Genomic DNA, 15,739 nt, shown 5'->3' on the forward strand with positions numbered 1-15,739 from the left:
ACTTCATTAAAAACCATTAAAAATGTTACATTTATATAATGTATTGAATTTTTCAAGCATTATACTGCGTATATTCCTGTTGAGTAGTATGGAAATACTGTATGAACACCGATCTTGAAATTGCTTCGATGCATGATTCTATTGATATTGTTGTCACAATATTAAAATCATTAGCTAATACAGATCGTTTACTTATTTTATGCTATCTCGCGAAGCAAGAATTAAATGTGTCACAAATAGAAGAATTAACCCAGATTAATCAGCCTACATTATCTCAACAGCTGATGATGCTACGTAAAAGCGATGTTGTATCTACTCGTCGTGATGGAAAACAGATTTTTTATTCGATTAAAGATCAAAAACTGGTTCAGGTGTTGAATACTCTTTATCAACTGTATTGCCCTAAAAATCTAATTTAATCATATTTTTATAGTTAAATTCGCAAGACAGACTATTCAAGCTAAGACTTCTTAGCATTTTTTATGCATAATATATCTAAAATTGTGATTTAGTTTTAGATATGTCAGATTTAAATACTCGCTTAACGTCGTTATTGCCCGCTTGGCAATGGCTTAGTAAATACAATCAAGCCAAGTTTAAATCTGATCTTCTTTCTGCATTGATTGTCATTGCTATGCTGGTGCCACAAGGTATGGCTTATGCCATGCTGGCAGGACTACCTCCAATTATGGGCTTGTATGCCAGTATTCTGCCCATGATCATATACGCTATGGTTGGGAGCAGTCCTACGCTCTCTATTGGACCTGTTGCCATTATTTCCATAATGACATTTGCAACGTTAAATCCTTTGTTTGAAGTTGGTTCTCCGGTGTATATACAGGCTGCCTGCCTGCTGGCGGTGATGGTCGGTATCATTTCACTGCTGCTCGGGATTTTTAAATTTGGCTTTCTGATTCAACTGATTAGCCATCCTGTGATCAAGAGTTTTATTATTGCTTCAGCTTTGTTAATTGCTTTAGGTCAATTTAAATTTTTGGTTGATCTTCCTTTACAAGCCAATAATATCCCTGAATTTATACAAAGCGTCTGGCAATATATAAGTTTCAGCAATTTGCCATCTTTGCTGTTTGGTATGCTGGCACTCCTTTTTCTGATTTATATTCCTAAAGTTTTACAGTCTAATGCTGTGCAAAGTCGAATAGGTTCAACCGTTTTTCTTTCCAAAGCCTTACCTTTAATGCTGGTGATTGTCTCTATTGCGGCTGTATATCTTTTCGATTTAAAAGCCGTAGGTATTAAAACAGTAGGAGAAATTCCTTCGGGCTTTCCGCCACTGGCTATGCCTTACTGGAATCTGGATCTGGTCATCACATTGCTTCCTGGCGCTGCAATGATAGCTATGATCAGTTTTGTAGAATCCCTATCTATTGCCCAAGCAACCGCATTACAACAACGTAGCCATTTAAACAGTAATCAGGAACTGATTGCCTTGGGTTTATCCAATTTAAGTGCGGGACTGAGTTCTGCATTTCCTGTCACTGGCAGCTTGTCGCGTACCGTGGTGAATGCCGATGCCGGTGCCAAAAGTCCTCTAGCTGGTGTTTTATCATCATTACTAATTGTCGTAGTTAGCTTATATTTCACCAGTTTCTTTCGTGATTTGCCTTTAACGATTTTGGCCGTGACCATCATGGTTTCGATCTGGAAACTGGTCGATTTTAAGCCCTTCATTGAAACTTGGCGTTATTCCAAAGCTGACGGGATTGCCATGTGGATCACTTTTTTTGCGGTGATCTGTATTGATATTTCGACTGGCTTGCTTCTTGGCATCATTTCTACCTTTATCTTGCTTTTGTGGCGAATTAGTCGTCCGCATATTGCCGTGATTGGACTGGTACAAGGCACTCAGCATTTTAGAAATGTACAGCGCCATCAGGTACTGACTTCTTCTAAAGTTTTGTCGATGCGTATAGATGAAAACCTGACTTTTTTAAATGCCAATACCTTTAAAGGTTTTCTGATTAATGCCATTAGCCAGTATATCCATTTAGAACATGTGGTGATTAACTGTTCCAGTATCAGCACCATTGACCTGAGTGCACTGGAAATGCTGGAAGATGTCAATGCCGAATTAAGTAAGCTCAATATTCAACTGCATTTTTCCGAAATTAAAGGTCCAGTGATGGATAAGTTGCAACATTCAAAACTGCTTCAGCATTTAAGCGGTCAGATTTACCTCACCCATTTTCAGGCCATGCAGGAACTTTCACCTGAAGTTTTATAATTTTTTGATTGTTTGCATGAAAATGACCAAATTAAAAATCCGGATCTTGGCGTAGTTCCCTGCAACTCAACTATATCTTGTTCAGCTTTGTAAATTATGTCGCCAGTTTTTATAGCACTTCTTATCAGATTTAGTCTGATTTGAAGCAGCTGTATGCTATGAATATTAAATAAATCGCTAAAAATGCATTAAAAAATCGAAAATATCGACTTTAAAAATAAATAGTTAGTTTTTATATGGAAATTATTTTCTAGTCATTCCATTTTTGGGTATAAAATGGCGACCATCTTTGTGGTTTTTTTAGTCCTCGTATTCCTAACAAGGCACTCGTATGTTCTCTGCTTTAATGCGTCTGAGTTTAGTCTCCCGAATTATTATCGCCATTATTCTTGGTATTGGTGTTGCTGTTTTGTTCCCAAATGTGGCTCCTTATTTGAGCCTTTTAGGTGACTTGTTTATTAAAGCACTTAAATCTGTTGCGCCTATTTTGGTTTTTGTTCTGGTTTTATCCTCTATTGCCAACTTTAAAGTCGGCCATAGCGCCAACATTAAGCCAATTATGCTGATGTATGCTATAGGCATGTTTCTGGCTGCACTCTCTGCTGTGGTTGCCAGCATTGTCTTTCCTAGTACTTTGTTCCTGAATGCACCTGCACAAGGTGATTTACAGGCACCGGGTAGCCTGGTCGAAATTTTAAAGAATCTGCTATTAAGTTTTGTTGCCAACCCGGTAACAGCGATTAGCGAAGCCAACTTTATTGGTATTTTGGCATGGGCTGTAGCCTTGGGTGCTGCATTCCGTCATGCCAGTGACAGCACCAAGGGTTTCTTAACAGATGCAGCCAATGCAGTGAATCAGGTGATTCGTTTGGTGATCAATTTTGCGCCTGTGGGTATTTTTGGTCTGGTTGCCGTTACCTTTGCAGAAGTAGGTTTAAGTACATTTGAAAGCTATGCACAACTGCTGGCTGTATTGATTGGTACTATGTTCTTCGTGGCATTGGTGATTAACCCATTGATGGTCGCCTTTGTAACTCGTGCCAATCCTTATCCATTGGTATTTCAATGTTTGCGTGAAAGTGGCATTACCGCATTTTTCACTCGCAGTTCGGCAGCGAATATTCCGGTCAATCTGGATTTAGCCAAACGTTTAGGGGTCAATGAATCCACTGCCAACGTGGCTATTCCACTCGGTGCAACCATCAATATGGCGGGTGCTGCAGTAACCATTACTGTGCTGACCTTAGCTACTGTGAATACTTTGGGAATTTCAGTCGATTTCACTACCATGCTGGTATTATCTGTGCTTGCCACAGTGTCTGCTTGTGGTGCATCAGGTGTTGCGGGTGGTTCTTTATTGCTAATTCCTGTCGCTTGCGGCCTGTTTGGCATCAGTTCTGATATTGCTATGCAAGTAGTCGCCATTGGTATGGTGATTAGCGTATTACAGGATTCGACTGAAACTGCATTAAATTCTTCAACAGATGTATTATTTACTGCTGCTGTAGACCGCGGTTTGGATTAAGATAGTCATTATTAAGTAATTTTTTTATGACGTTATGCCTTTTCAAACTTTACCGCTCTGGGTTCAATTAGGTGCTTTTTTTCTTGCAATGAATGCAGGAATGATTAACGTCCTCGGACTGGTGACCGTGTTGCACCAGTCCGTTTCACATATGACCGGCAATGTCAGCATGCTTGCCATGGCACTGATGCACTGGCAACCTGACCTGATTCTCTATTTAAGCCTGGTGGTGCTGTGTTATGTGATGGGTTCCTTTTATAGCGGATATATACTGGGAAATAGCCACTTCAGCTTGGGACGCCGTTACGGTCTGCCTTTAAGCTTAGTGGCTTTTTTTATTGTACTGTGCTGGTTCTTTTTGCCCTACTACCCGCGTTATGCCTTGCTTTGGGCATGTGGAGCCATGGGAGTGCAAAATGCCATGATCAGCCATTACAAAGGCACCATTATTCGCACCACCCATTTATCTGGCGTACTCACCGACTTAGGCTTAGCCTTGGGATATCTCTTACGGGGTTTAGAGGTCGAGCGTAGGCGCATTATTCTGCATTTAGTCATCTTATTTGGATTTTTTATCGGTGGTCTGGTTGCAAGCCTGATTTATCCTTATTTAAAATTAAACGCATTCCTGATCCCGGCGATGTTAAGCTGGACGCTTAGCTCGCTTTACTGGGTCATTTATTTTCGTTATCGACGAATTCAAGAGTAGTATCGGAATTTATTATGGTCAAAAATGCATTACAGGCTCAATTGCTTAAAGCGGGTTTAGTCGATAATAAAAAGGCTAAAAAACTGTCTAAACAGGCGGTACATGAGCAACGTACCGGGCAAAGCAATGAAGCTGAACTGAAAGCAAAAATTGCGCAGGATCAGCAACAAAAACTGGCTAAAGATCAGGCGCTAGATTTAGAGAAAAAGCGCCTGTTACAAGGCAAAGAATTAAAAGCCGCGATTATTCAAATGATTAATCAAAATAAAATTCGTGATACAGATGGCGAAGTAGCTTATCAGTTTATTGATGAAAGCAAAGTCAAAAAGATTTATCTCAATCAGCAAATTTATAATGCCTTGGTCGCAGGATCATTAATCATTGCCAAAGAAGCTGAGGGTTATGCTGTGTTACCTAAAGCTCTGGCAGACAGAATTAACGACAAAATGGAAGGCTTTATCATTGTCAATAATTCTGAAAAGAATGAACAGATCACAGATGAAGAAGATCCATATGCAGCCTATGTCATTCCGGATGATTTAATGTGGTAAGTCACTATTCATATGCATGAAAATTTGGGATATGCCAAGATTTGTCTTGGTATATCCCTTGCAACCCCTGCAAAATCACAATCTTTCTAAAATAATTGCAAATACTATTTTGCAGTTAAGTGCTCATTTTTCTTTTTGTGGGTTTTCTGCAAGCTTCAATTATTTCTTCGTTGATGTATATCAGCCATGAGTTATTAAATAATTAAAATTTAATCATAAAAATAAATGCATATTGTCAACAACAGGATTTTGATACCTGAATCATTCATTTTTCTCATACCATAACCATAGATGGCTTAAATCAGAATCTAGAATACGGCTTAAAAAAATTTACTTATTGATATATTAAAATGTATACAAATACGGTTTCATTTGTATATTATTTGTTAATAGATGCAAAAAAACATCAAAAATAGGAACTTGATCATGGAAGGAAACTCTAACCCTTCTAAAAAATCAGTGATTACACCTTCAGAGCCCTTGTTTGACTCTATGAATCAAACACCAGTCAAACATACACTTATCAATGCCGAATCGTGTGACACTCAAAGTCGTGCATGTATGGAGCAAGCCCTGAGTGATCCAATTGCACGTATTCCTAATCAGTTCAAAAGCGCCTACCATAAATTTCAGTATTACCATCAAAAAAAATATTTACGACAAGTAAATTATTTTGCTCAGTTGGCTTTTCTTATTTATTTCTGGGCTGACTATGCTGAGATTGCCGGATGTAGAAATTCTTTCTGGCATAATTCGAATCATGGCTATCTTGAGTGGCTTAACACTTAACTTTTTTTTATTTAAATATATTAAGCAGATTCAACTGCTAGATATGATTTTACCTTTTTCCACCTGTGTATCTACTATTTTATGGTTTGAGATTCTCCTGCAGTCCACCAGTTCATTGGTTGCGACATATCAATATGCAGCAGTCATTTTCATTGTTTTAGGTAATCTTTGCGTTCAGGTACATTTTCGGCCATCACTGATCAGTACAGCCATGATTACGGCAGCAATTCTGCACGGTATATGGCGCTTAAATACATTCAATGAATTTATTATTTTTCTCTTCGTCTATGTGCCCATCCTGCTATTTAGTATTTATATTTGCTGGAACAATACTCTAAATTCACGTAAAAACTTTTTAAGGGCCTTACTGGATGACTGGAATTATCATACATTACGAAAACTTGCTCATACAGATGAATTAACCCAACTGAGTAACCGCCGACAGTTTGTTTATGCCGCTGAACGTAGAATTCAGGCCACTGCTGATACCGAGAGTACTAGTCTACTGATTTTTGATGTAGATCGCTTTAAAAGTATTAATGATCAATTTGGACACGATGTAGGTGATCAAGTATTGTGCTGTATTGCCGAAATTGCTCGTAAGGAAATGCGACACAATGACATGCTTGCACGTTTTGGCGGAGAAGAATTTATCGTTTTACTACCACACACTTCTCAGTCCGATGCCTTGAAGATTGCTGAACGTTTGCGTCACAAGATGGAACAACATACGATCCAGTTAGATCATCATGCACTAAACTTTTCAGTTTCAATTGGTGTTTCCAAGATAGAACAAAATCAGACTGATTTAAGTCATTTAATTAAACATGCCGATATTGCACTATATGAAGCAAAACGTCAGGGCCGTAATCGTGTGATCCACTATAACTGTATGGACTTTTGCAGTTAGCCGCTTTAATGCTGTAAATCAGCATGGTTTACACAACCTGAATCCTTTAAACTGGGTTAAAAATCAAGTTTTGATCAATTACAGTAAAATTCTCAGGTTGCCTGCATGCTTAAATGGTTTGAAAAACTCGTCGATCCTTATCCCAACCAAGGCTTAAACGAACCACTGCCCACCCGCTTTTTTCCTTTTGTCTGGCAAGCAGCCAAAGGCGTGCGTCCCTATTTGTTGTTGTTGGTGTTATTTACTGCAGGCGCTGCGAGTTTTGAAGCCTTTTTTTATTCAAAAATTGGTGATTTAGTTAACTGGTTAAGCAAGAGCCAACCCGATACATTTTTAGCTGAACACAGCCAAAATCTCACCCTGCTGACCTGCATTCTACTGGCCAATATTTTTTTCGCAACTCTGCAATCTATTATTAAGCATCAGGTTTTATACAGTACTTTTCCCATGCGCTTACGCTGGCGTTTCCATAATTTACTGTTGCAGCAAAGTCTGGATTTTTTCCATAACGACTTTGCCGGGCGTTTATCGGCCAAAGTCATGCAAACCTCTTTGGCAGTGCGTGAATTCTGGGTGATTTTGGGTGACATGCTGGCCTATGTGCTGATCTATTTTGTGACCATCAGTCTGGTCTTGGGTGCCATTTCCCCACTGCTGATTTTACCTCTGTTGCTTTGGCTGGTGCTGTTTATCTGCGCTGCCTGTTTTTTTATTCCCCGTTTGAGTCAAATTTCAAGTAAACAGGCCGATGCTCGTGCCGTCATGACCGGTCGCGTCACAGATGCCTATACCAATATTCAGACCGTGAAATTATTTGCCCATGCCGGCCGTGAAAGCCATTATGCAAAAGAATCCATGCAAGGCTTTATGGTCACGGTCTATAAGCAAATGCGTCTAGGTGCACAATACGAAATCAGCATCAATTTATTGAGCGTAGTGCTATATGTAGGCGTTTTAGGCACCGCGATTTGGCTCTGGATCAATGGTCAGGCAGAACTGGGGATTATTGCCGCGACGACCGCGATGATTTTAAAACTGAATAGTATTGCTGAATTTATGATGTGGCAAACTTCGGCCCTGTTTGAAAATGTCGGGACCATTCAGGATGGCATGAAAACCATGGGCCGACCTATCAGCATTCAAGACAAGAAAGATGCGCAGCCTCTACAGGTACAGCATGGTGAAATCAAGTTTGAAGATGTCAGCTTTGCTTATCAAAATAAAAACGTGATTGAGCATTTTAATTTAACCATTCGACCGGGTGAAAAAATCGGGATTGTCGGTCGTTCTGGCGCAGGAAAATCGACCTTAATTCAACTGTTACTGCATTTTTACAACATCAACCAAGGTCGTATTTCGATTGATGGTCAAAACATCCAAGATGTGACTCAGGACAGTCTGCGTAAAAATATTGCTTTTGTGACTCAGGATACCTCTTTATTACACCGTACTGTGGCTGAAAATATTAAGTATGGTCGCCCGAATGCAACAGATGAAGAAATGTTTGAGGCGGTGCGTAAGGCCAAAGCCGAAGACTTTATTCCATCGCTGACCGACCTGCGCGGCAAAACCGGTTATGAAGCCTATGTGGGTGAACGGGGCGTGAAATTGTCAGGCGGACAACGTCAGCGTATTGCCATTGCCCGGGTATTTCTTAAAGATGCCCCTATTTTGATTTTAGATGAAGCCACCAGTGCGTTAGATTCTGAAGTTGAAGCGGCAATTCAGTCCAGTCTGGATGAGTTGATGCAGGATAAAACCGTGATTGCCATCGCGCATCGATTATCCACCATTGCCCAGATGGATCGTCTGGTGGTGCTGGATGAAGGCCGAATCGTTGAACAAGGTACGCATGATGAACTGGTCGCATTAGGCGGAATTTATGCGCATTTGTGGCAAAGACAAAGCGGCAGTTTTTTGATAGAACAACAGACATTAAAGAAAAAGGATATCCATTGATGCTGTATTTGGAAGATATAAAAGTCGGTGACCGTTTCATTAGCCGCGAATATGAAATGACTTTAGAAGAAATCAAACAGTTTGCACATGCTTATGATCCGCAAGTGTTTCATACCGATGAAGATCAGGCCAAAGCGCATCCTGTTTTTCAAGGTATTGCAGCCAGTGGCTGGCACACTTGTGCCGTCACCATGCGTTTATGGACCGAATGTTTTCCGGTGGCGTATGGCTTGATTGGTTCAGAATCCAGTCTGCGCTGGCCACGTCCGACCCGTCCTGGCGATAAGATTCATGTCGAGGTCGAAATTGTGGCAATTACGCCATCAAAAAGCAAAACTGACCGCGCTATAGTCAGTTATGTGACTCAGGCCTTGAATCAGAATAATGATGTATTACTTATATCAACCACTAAAATTCTGGTCTTTAAAAAGGATGTTCAGCCTGAATGAGCTTCGGGCTTTAAAAATATTGTCGAACAATTTTAACAAGATACACGTTCAATTCATGCCAATATGGCAGCGACAAATAGAAAAACGAATGAATGCAATGGATGGCGCATGAAAACGATTTCTCCTAGACAGGATCAAGGAATACCCGGTGTTTACGGGCTACTGCTGTTAGATGTAGTGTCCCGTTGGGGCTACAATGCAGAAGCACTGTTTACCCCGTTTCATTTAAACAGTGAACAATTGGCCGATCCCAATTTTCGTATTCCCACGCCTGTTGCAAATGAGCTGATTAAACATGCATTACGTTTAACTGGTGAACCGACGCTGGGTTTTCATTTGGGTACCCAAATGCGAATTTCCATTCATGGCTTTATTGGCTATGCCATTATGACTGCGCATGATATTACCGATGCCTTGGTGCTCGCCAACCGCTTTATTCAGCTGCGTCTACCCTTTTTACAGCTTTATTTCTCTACCTTTGGTGAAAAAGCCACGCTGCAATTGCAATGTGATTTTGACATCGAACCTTTACGAACCGAAATTACCATTGCCCTGACTTTCGGTATTATCACCATGGCAAAAGCCTTAACCGGTTGTGAAGATTTATCCGGTGAAATTGATTTTGATTTTGCTCAACCGCCCGGTTTTGAACGCTATATGGCGAAATTTCCATCGCATACTTTCCGTTTTGAGCAACCGCATTTACTTTCCAGTTTCGATAAAAAATATCTGGGCTTAAAAATGGTCAATGCTGACCCGATTGCCAGCCAGATTGCCATTAACCAATGTGAAGCCGAACTCTCTGCATTAGGTGAACGCCGACGCTTGGCCATGCGGGTACGTGACATTTTAACCAATTCAGAGCAGCATTATTTAAGTATCGAAAATGTCGCAGATCGGCTGCATATGTCGGATCGTACTTTAAAACGGCAACTAGCAGCAGAAGGAACCTCTTTTTCGACCTTGGTCGATGAAGTCCGCTATCGTCATGCCACCTCGCTGCTTTCCCGAACCGATTACACCCTAGAGCTGATTGCCGATGAACTGGGCTATAGTGATGTGGCCAATTTCAGTCGGGCTTTTAAGCGCTGGAGTGGTCGCAGTCCAAGCAACTGGCGCAAAGATCCGTATTTATAAACTTTTGTTTTTATCAAAAAACCTGTATAAAACATGGCAAAAATGATTTGAATATTTTAAAGGAGTCAGCAATGAATCACCCTGCAGAATTAAAGTACGCTAGTACTCACGAATGGGTCAAAGTTGAAGGTGATCTGGTTATTACCGGTATTTCCGACCATGCACAGGACGCTTTGGGTGATCTGGTGTATGTAGAGGCCCCTGAAGTGGGTCAGCACATTACTGCCGGTGAACAGGCAGGTGTAGTCGAGTCAGTTAAAACCGCTTCTGACATTCATGCCCCTGTTTCAGGTGAAGTGGTTGAAGTCAATTCAGCACTTGAAGATGACCCGGATTTTGTTAATGATGATCCTTATGGCAAGGGATGGATTTATAAAATTAAACCAGACAACATGGCTGATGTAGAAAAACTCCTTTCTAGCAGCGAATATGAAGCTGGTTTATAATTCAGCTTCATCTTAAAAAAAATCAGTCTTTAGGGCTGATTTTTTTATTTTAGAGGATACCTTACAATGAAAATCCATCAAAAAAAGACCATAAATCGTCATCTCTTTTTATTGATCACCGCAAGTCAGTATATTTTTTAAAATAAATATTTAGATAAAAAATAGGCATTAACCGCTCTTGGTTAATGCCTATCATGCAGTAATACAAACTTGACTCTGAATTAGGTTGTTGCTTGTTCGTTCTGCTGTGCCTCGTTTTCTTCTGAGGTCTTATCCTGCACCATACTGAAAGATGCAGCTGAACCTGGAACCGCATCATCTTGCCGGTTACTCTTCAATTTGATCTGTAAGCGTAATTCATTCATAGAGTCTGCATTACGTAAGGCTTCTTCATAGCTGATTGCGCCTTCATTATATAGTTCGTATAAAGCCTGATCGAATGTTTGCATTCCCAGCTCACGGGATTTTTTCATGATTTCTTTGAGTTCATGAAATTGGCCTTTCAGAATATTATCGCCAATCAAGGGTGTATTCAGCAGAATTTCAATCGCCGCACGACGGCCACGACCATCTTGGGTGCGTACCAAACGCTGGGAAATAATAGCTTTCATATTTGAAGACAAGTCCATCAATAATTGATTGCGTCGCTCTTCTGGGAAAAAGTTAATGATGCGATCCAGCGCTTGATTGGCATTGTTTGCATGTAACGTACCTAAACATAGATGTCCGGTTTCAGCAAAGGCAATGGCATGCTCCATGGTTTCAGTATCCCGGATTTCACCAATCAAAATGACATCCGGTGCCTGACGCAAGGTATTTTTTAAAGCATTGTGCCATGAATGGCTATCCACACCCACTTCACGGTGCGTAATCATCGATTTTTTGTGTTTATGCACATACTCAACCGGGTCTTCAACGGTAATGATATGCCCGGCAGAATTTTCATTACGATGATCAATCATGGCGGCTAAAGAGGTCGACTTACCGGAACCGGTCGCACCCACCACCAAAACCAGGCCACGTTTTGCCATCATCACATCTTTTAAGGTTTCCGGCAGTTTTAGCTGGGCAAAATTTGGAATCTCGGCGGTAATGGTTCGGATGACCATACCCACTTGTAATTGCTGCTGAAAGACATTAATCCGGAAACGCGAAACATTGGGTACACTGATGGCAAAATTACATTCCAGTTCGGTTTCAAATTCCTGACGCTGTTTTTCATTCATCAAACTATAGGCAAATAACTTGGTTTTATCCGCCGTGAGTGCCTGTTGTCCAATCGGTTTCATTAAGCCTTGATGTTTGATGCTGGGCGGAAAATCGGCGGAAATAAATAAATCCGAACCTCCATATTCGACCACCTTGGTCAGCATGTGAAATATGATTTTACGCGCTTCTTCCAATAGCTCTAAAGTATACATATGTTCCCCATTTAAAATTGTCTGCAATACCAATCAATAGCCAGAACAAGTGAATTAGTATTTATTAAACAATAAGTTATTATTTAAAATGTATACTCAACATTGTGCATAAATCCATCCTTTGGCTCAAATCTATAAGTTTTAATTGGTTATAAAAAATTGCAAATATTGCATACTACGTCATAAAAATATTGTTGCAAATTTAATCAATCAGCAAAAATCAGATAAATTGCAAAATAAAACCCCTTGTTCAAGAGGTTTTATTCAAATCAGGAAGATATTTAAAAAGAATTAAGCACTACGTTTTAATTCAGAAACACGTAGTTGCTCAGCCATCTCGATCAGCAATTGCTGGGTTTTATCCCAACCTAAACAGCCATCCGTGACTGACTGACCATAAGTCATCTCACAGGAAATTTTTTGCTGTCCATCAACCAGATGACTTTCTAGCATTACACCACGAACATGGGTCTGCATACGTTCAGCGATAATGCAACGCAACACTTCAGGTTGTAAAAGCGGATTTTTATGGCTATTACCGTGACTGCAATCAATCACCAAAGCCGGTAATTCCCCTTTCATTTTTTCTTTGATCTTTTCAATTTCAGCCAATTGATAATTTGGACCTGAATTTGCACCACGTAAAATCAAATGGGCCTTTGGGTTTCCTTGCGATTCTAAAATACACGGTAAGCCAGATTGGCCCAGACCTAAGAATTGATGCGGATGGGATGCGGACTGAATGGCATCCAATGCAATTTGAATTGAACCATCGGTGCCATTTTTGAAACCAATGCTATAAGGCATATGGCTAGAGATTTCACGGTGAATCTGCGACTCGCTGGTGCGTGCTCCAATGGCACCCCAAGCCAGTAAATCATCAAAATACCCGGTCGCCATTGGGCTTAAAATTTCCGATGCAATCGGCAAGCCCATTTCAATAATTTGCAGGTAGAGCTCGCGTGATTTTTCCAGGCCCAATTGCATATTGGATGAACCGTCTAAATTGGGGTCGTACAAGAAACCTTTCCAACCGATGGTGGTACGTGGTTTTTCAATGTAGGCACGCATGACCAGGAAAATTTGATCTTCGACCTGGCTTTGGAGTTGTTGTAATTTTTGTGCATATTCGAGTGCAGATACCGGGTCATGAATTGAACATGGGCCGGTGATTACCATCAGACGATGGTCCTTGCCTGCTAATATATTTTGAATGGTTTGACGTTGCTCGGCAATTTGTTCAGCCAATCGGGCAGATAAAGGCAATTGCGCCTTTAATTGATGCGGCAAACTTAGAATTGTTTCTTTTGCAGTTGTTTGATTGTGTTGTAAAGCAGTATTGAGAGCATTCATTGGTCTTTCCTGTGGACTTCAATCAGTCCAATCTTTTATTTGAGCGTTATGGGTCTAGTGGATTGCGTCATAAGTTGACTAAAGTAAAACCAATAAAAGTTGCTAAAGTATGCGTAGTTTAATGTTTTCATGGTATGGCTCCAAAAATGTGTAAAAAAATAAAGTAAAAAAAAACCTGATCAGGGTTGCCGATCAGGTAGTAACTTGGTGGGCAACCATTTTCTTGCCCGAACGCATTCAGGCAATTATCTAAATTGCCAAAAATAATAAGTTGCGTTTGAGAGTACAGGTTGCTTCAACATCTTTATTTCTTCAAAAAAAGTATCTGTCTGAAAGTTAAAATACGCTGTATTCAACGATTTGACAATAGTTTTATACAAAATAAAAATACATCAATCAGTAAACTTTTACTTATATATCTTGCTCAGCAAAAATGGCTGAAATTTGACCTTTTGCAAAAAATACTTAAAATAGTGGACATTCCCCTCTTTTTTCTTTCGAGTTATACGCCAATGAAGTAAGTCCTTTTTTTCATCAATTTATATTTTATTTTTTGATGTGCAAAATAGGCTGATTGCTTCTGCGTTCATATTTATCTCTGTTTTTTCTATTTTGTGCATCCTGTTTTTATGAGGTTCTTATGACTCAGCAGGCATGTGTAGTTTCTCAACTCAGCGTCGAGTTTCCCCACAAAACCCTTTTTCAGCAGCTTAAATTTACCCTACCTGCCCAGCAAAATTCTGCGCTCATTGGTCGAAATGGGCAGGGAAAATCGGTTCTGATGCAGATTTTGCATCAGTCTTCTCCACATTTTCCATTGAACGGTGAAATTGCCTGGCAAATGCCGCATGCGTATTTACCGCAGTTACAACGACTGGATGGAGAAAATATTGCTCAGGCTTTAGATGTGGAACGGCAGCATCTGGCTTTTCAACGTATAGAAGAAGGCACAGCCGAACTTGAAGACTATGAAAGCGTGGAAAATGGCTGGCATTTACCGCCCTTGTGGCAAATGCAATACAACAGGCAGATCTACCGGTAGATCTGGATTTTCCGGTTTCACAATTGAGCGAAGGGCAAAAAACCAAACTGGCACTCTGTCGCCTGTTTTTATTGAAGGATCATTACCTACTCCTGGATGAACCCAGTAATCATTTAGACAACAGGTCCAGAGATTGGCTGATGTCCTGTTTAAAACAGCATCCTGCCGGAGCCTTGGTCATTAGTCATGATCGGGCTTTGCTGGATGAAATGCAGCATATTTATGCCTTGAACGAACATGGCCTGTCCCACTATACGGGCAATTACAGCCACTATGTTGAGCAAATGCAATTACAGACAGAAGCCCTACAACAAGCGCTTCAGCAAGATCAGCGTGAATTGAAGCAGCTGAAACATCAGCAGCAGTAAAATCTGATTAAGGCACAAAAAAGGCAGCGTAGCGGTAATCAATTACGTGATTCGAATTCTCAAGCCAAAATTCTGCTCGACTTTAAAAAGGAATAGGCTGGTCAAAGTCTTTCTGCGCTGAAACAGCAACAGAACCGGCAAATCAGCAGTGCCAATGATGCAGTGAAAGACAAACAAATTCGGCTGGAAACGGTGAAACCACAGCAATTACATTTTTTTAATCGTAGTATCAAAAGTAGTGAAATTTTAAGAAACAATCAATTGGTTTTGGCACACGGTTCCCGTCAAAAAATCAGTTTTGCCTTAAAGGCCGGCGAAAAAATTCATCTGCAAGGTGAAAATGGCGTGGGCAAATCAAGTCTGTTGAAACTGCTTGCTCAGCATTCACTGTTACAAACTCCTGAAATCTTATTTTCTGGGTGCAGTTTTTATCTGGATCAAAATTTCAGTTTTTTGAAAGCTGAACTGAATGCTGTAGAAAATCTCAAGGCCGCCAATGCATCGGTCAGTGACGTGGAATGGCGCAATTTACTGGGTCAACTGCGTATACGCGGCGAAAAGTCACAAATACCACTGGGTCAGCTCAGTGGCGGTGAACAATTGAAAGTTGCCTTATTGGCCATCAGTCAATCTGCCACTGTTTATGATTTATTGTTACTCGATGAACCTGAAAATCATTTGGATATTGAATCGAGGGATATTTTGGCTCAAGCGATTGCTGAATATAAGGGTGCTGTCATTCTGGTGTCCCATGACCGACGTTTTATTGAAGATTGTAAAATCACCGATTCATTTCAACTCGGTCACCGGGCTGAACGATAGTGCTGCACCTATG

General features: G+C 40.5%; 13 protein-coding genes and 1 pseudogene. 12 read left to right on the plus strand and 2 right to left on the minus strand.

Annotated features, from left to right (window positions below; genetic code table 11):
- Positions 1 to 101: 101 nt before the first annotated feature.
- The 11 genes from FB6_RS14905 (at position 102) to gcvH (ending at position 10,720) form a co-directional block, all read left to right on the plus strand.
- Positions 102 to 419 (plus strand): ArsR/SmtB family transcription factor, encoded by a 318-nt coding sequence (locus FB6_RS14905; RefSeq protein WP_174560702.1) that lies wholly within the window; start codon positions 102 to 104, stop codon positions 417 to 419.
- A 101-nt stretch (positions 420 to 520) separates the two neighbouring features.
- Complete coding sequence (locus FB6_RS14910; protein ID WP_174560703.1) at positions 521 to 2,245, plus strand: SulP family inorganic anion transporter; 1,725 nt, start codon at positions 521 to 523, stop codon at positions 2,243 to 2,245.
- A 331-nt stretch (positions 2,246 to 2,576) separates the two neighbouring features.
- On the plus strand, positions 2,577 to 3,770 hold the full coding sequence (gene sstT / locus FB6_RS14915; protein WP_174560704.1) for a serine/threonine transporter SstT: 1,194 nt from the start codon (positions 2,577 to 2,579) through the stop codon (positions 3,768 to 3,770).
- A 34-nt stretch (positions 3,771 to 3,804) separates the two neighbouring features.
- Complete coding sequence (locus FB6_RS14920) at positions 3,805 to 4,479, plus strand: YoaK family protein (RefSeq protein ID WP_174560705.1); 675 nt, start codon at positions 3,805 to 3,807, stop codon at positions 4,477 to 4,479.
- A 14-nt stretch (positions 4,480 to 4,493) separates the two neighbouring features.
- Positions 4,494 to 5,030: a DUF2058 domain-containing protein gene (locus tag FB6_RS14925; RefSeq protein WP_174560706.1), complete on the plus strand. Its 537-nt coding sequence runs from the start codon at positions 4,494 to 4,496 to the stop codon at positions 5,028 to 5,030.
- Between the two features lie 426 nt (positions 5,031 to 5,456).
- Entirely contained in the window at positions 5,457 to 5,819 is a 363-nt protein-coding gene (locus FB6_RS16630) for a hypothetical protein (protein ID WP_254592253.1), read from the plus strand.
- On the plus strand, positions 5,791 to 6,729 hold the full coding sequence (locus FB6_RS14930; protein WP_254592254.1) for a GGDEF domain-containing protein: 939 nt from the start codon (positions 5,791 to 5,793) through the stop codon (positions 6,727 to 6,729). Before FB6_RS16630 ends, FB6_RS14930 begins: the two co-directional genes overlap by 29 nt.
- Positions 6,730 to 6,834: 105 nt before the next feature.
- The gene (locus FB6_RS14935; protein ID WP_174560707.1) at positions 6,835 to 8,688 is read left to right on the plus strand and encodes an ABC transporter ATP-binding protein; all 1,854 of its coding nucleotides are present in this window, start codon (positions 6,835 to 6,837) and stop codon (positions 8,686 to 8,688) included.
- A complete protein-coding gene (locus FB6_RS14940; RefSeq protein ID WP_174560708.1) occupies positions 8,688 to 9,137 on the plus strand; it encodes a MaoC family dehydratase in 450 nt (149 codons plus the stop codon). The genes FB6_RS14935 and FB6_RS14940 overlap by 1 nt, the downstream gene beginning before the upstream one ends.
- A gap of 108 nt (positions 9,138 to 9,245) precedes the next feature.
- Positions 9,246 to 10,274 (plus strand): helix-turn-helix transcriptional regulator, encoded by a 1,029-nt coding sequence (locus tag FB6_RS14945; protein WP_174560709.1) that lies wholly within the window; start codon positions 9,246 to 9,248, stop codon positions 10,272 to 10,274.
- 71 nt (positions 10,275 to 10,345) lie between these two features.
- Positions 10,346 to 10,720 (plus strand): glycine cleavage system protein GcvH, encoded by a 375-nt coding sequence (gene gcvH / locus FB6_RS14950; RefSeq protein ID WP_174560710.1) that lies wholly within the window; start codon positions 10,346 to 10,348, stop codon positions 10,718 to 10,720.
- Between the two features lie 221 nt (positions 10,721 to 10,941).
- On the opposite strand, the gene FB6_RS14955 is transcribed toward gcvH, so the two are convergent.
- Together FB6_RS14955 and FB6_RS14960 are read right to left on the minus strand one after the other, a co-directional pair.
- Complete coding sequence (locus tag FB6_RS14955) at positions 10,942 to 12,141, minus strand: PilT/PilU family type 4a pilus ATPase (RefSeq protein WP_174560711.1); 1,200 nt, start codon at positions 12,139 to 12,141, stop codon at positions 10,942 to 10,944.
- 291 nt (positions 12,142 to 12,432) lie between these two features.
- Positions 12,433 to 13,494: a 3-deoxy-7-phosphoheptulonate synthase gene (locus FB6_RS14960; RefSeq protein ID WP_174560712.1), complete on the minus strand. Its 1,062-nt coding sequence runs from the start codon at positions 13,492 to 13,494 to the stop codon at positions 12,433 to 12,435.
- 640 nt (positions 13,495 to 14,134) lie between these two features.
- Between FB6_RS14960 and FB6_RS14965 the strand changes: the two are divergent.
- Positions 14,135 to 15,726, plus strand: a pseudogene (locus tag FB6_RS14965) (ATP-binding cassette domain-containing protein).
- Positions 15,727 to 15,739 lie beyond the last annotated feature (13 nt).

Source organism: Acinetobacter bouvetii (assembly GCF_902753875.1).
GTDB classification, from domain to species: domain Bacteria; phylum Pseudomonadota; class Gammaproteobacteria; order Pseudomonadales; family Moraxellaceae; genus Acinetobacter; species Acinetobacter bouvetii_A.

Coding starts and splice junctions, on each gene's coding strand:
- FB6_RS14920 (WP_174560705.1), top strand. CDS start 3,805: ATGCCTTTTCAAACTTTACCGCTCTGGGTTCAATTAGGTGCTTTTTTT.
- FB6_RS14930 (WP_254592254.1), top strand. CDS start 5,791: ATGGCTATCTTGAGTGGCTTAACACTTAACTTTTTTTTATTTAAATAT.
- FB6_RS14935 (WP_174560707.1), top strand. CDS start 6,835: ATGCTTAAATGGTTTGAAAAACTCGTCGATCCTTATCCCAACCAAGGC.
- FB6_RS14940 (WP_174560708.1), top strand. CDS start 8,688: ATGCTGTATTTGGAAGATATAAAAGTCGGTGACCGTTTCATTAGCCGC.
- gcvH (WP_174560710.1), top strand. CDS start 10,346: ATGAATCACCCTGCAGAATTAAAGTACGCTAGTACTCACGAATGGGTC.
- FB6_RS14945 (WP_174560709.1), top strand. CDS start 9,246: ATGAAAACGATTTCTCCTAGACAGGATCAAGGAATACCCGGTGTTTAC.
- FB6_RS14925 (WP_174560706.1), top strand. CDS start 4,494: ATGGTCAAAAATGCATTACAGGCTCAATTGCTTAAAGCGGGTTTAGTC.
- FB6_RS16630 (WP_254592253.1), top strand. CDS start 5,457: ATGGAAGGAAACTCTAACCCTTCTAAAAAATCAGTGATTACACCTTCA.
- FB6_RS14910 (WP_174560703.1), top strand. CDS start 521: ATGTCAGATTTAAATACTCGCTTAACGTCGTTATTGCCCGCTTGGCAA.
- sstT (WP_174560704.1), top strand. CDS start 2,577: ATGTTCTCTGCTTTAATGCGTCTGAGTTTAGTCTCCCGAATTATTATC.
- FB6_RS14905 (WP_174560702.1), top strand. CDS start 102: ATGAACACCGATCTTGAAATTGCTTCGATGCATGATTCTATTGATATT.
- FB6_RS14960 (WP_174560712.1), bottom strand. CDS start 13,494: ATGAATGCTCTCAATACTGCTTTACAACACAATCAAACAACTGCAAAA.
- FB6_RS14955 (WP_174560711.1), bottom strand. CDS start 12,141: ATGTATACTTTAGAGCTATTGGAAGAAGCGCGTAAAATCATATTTCAC.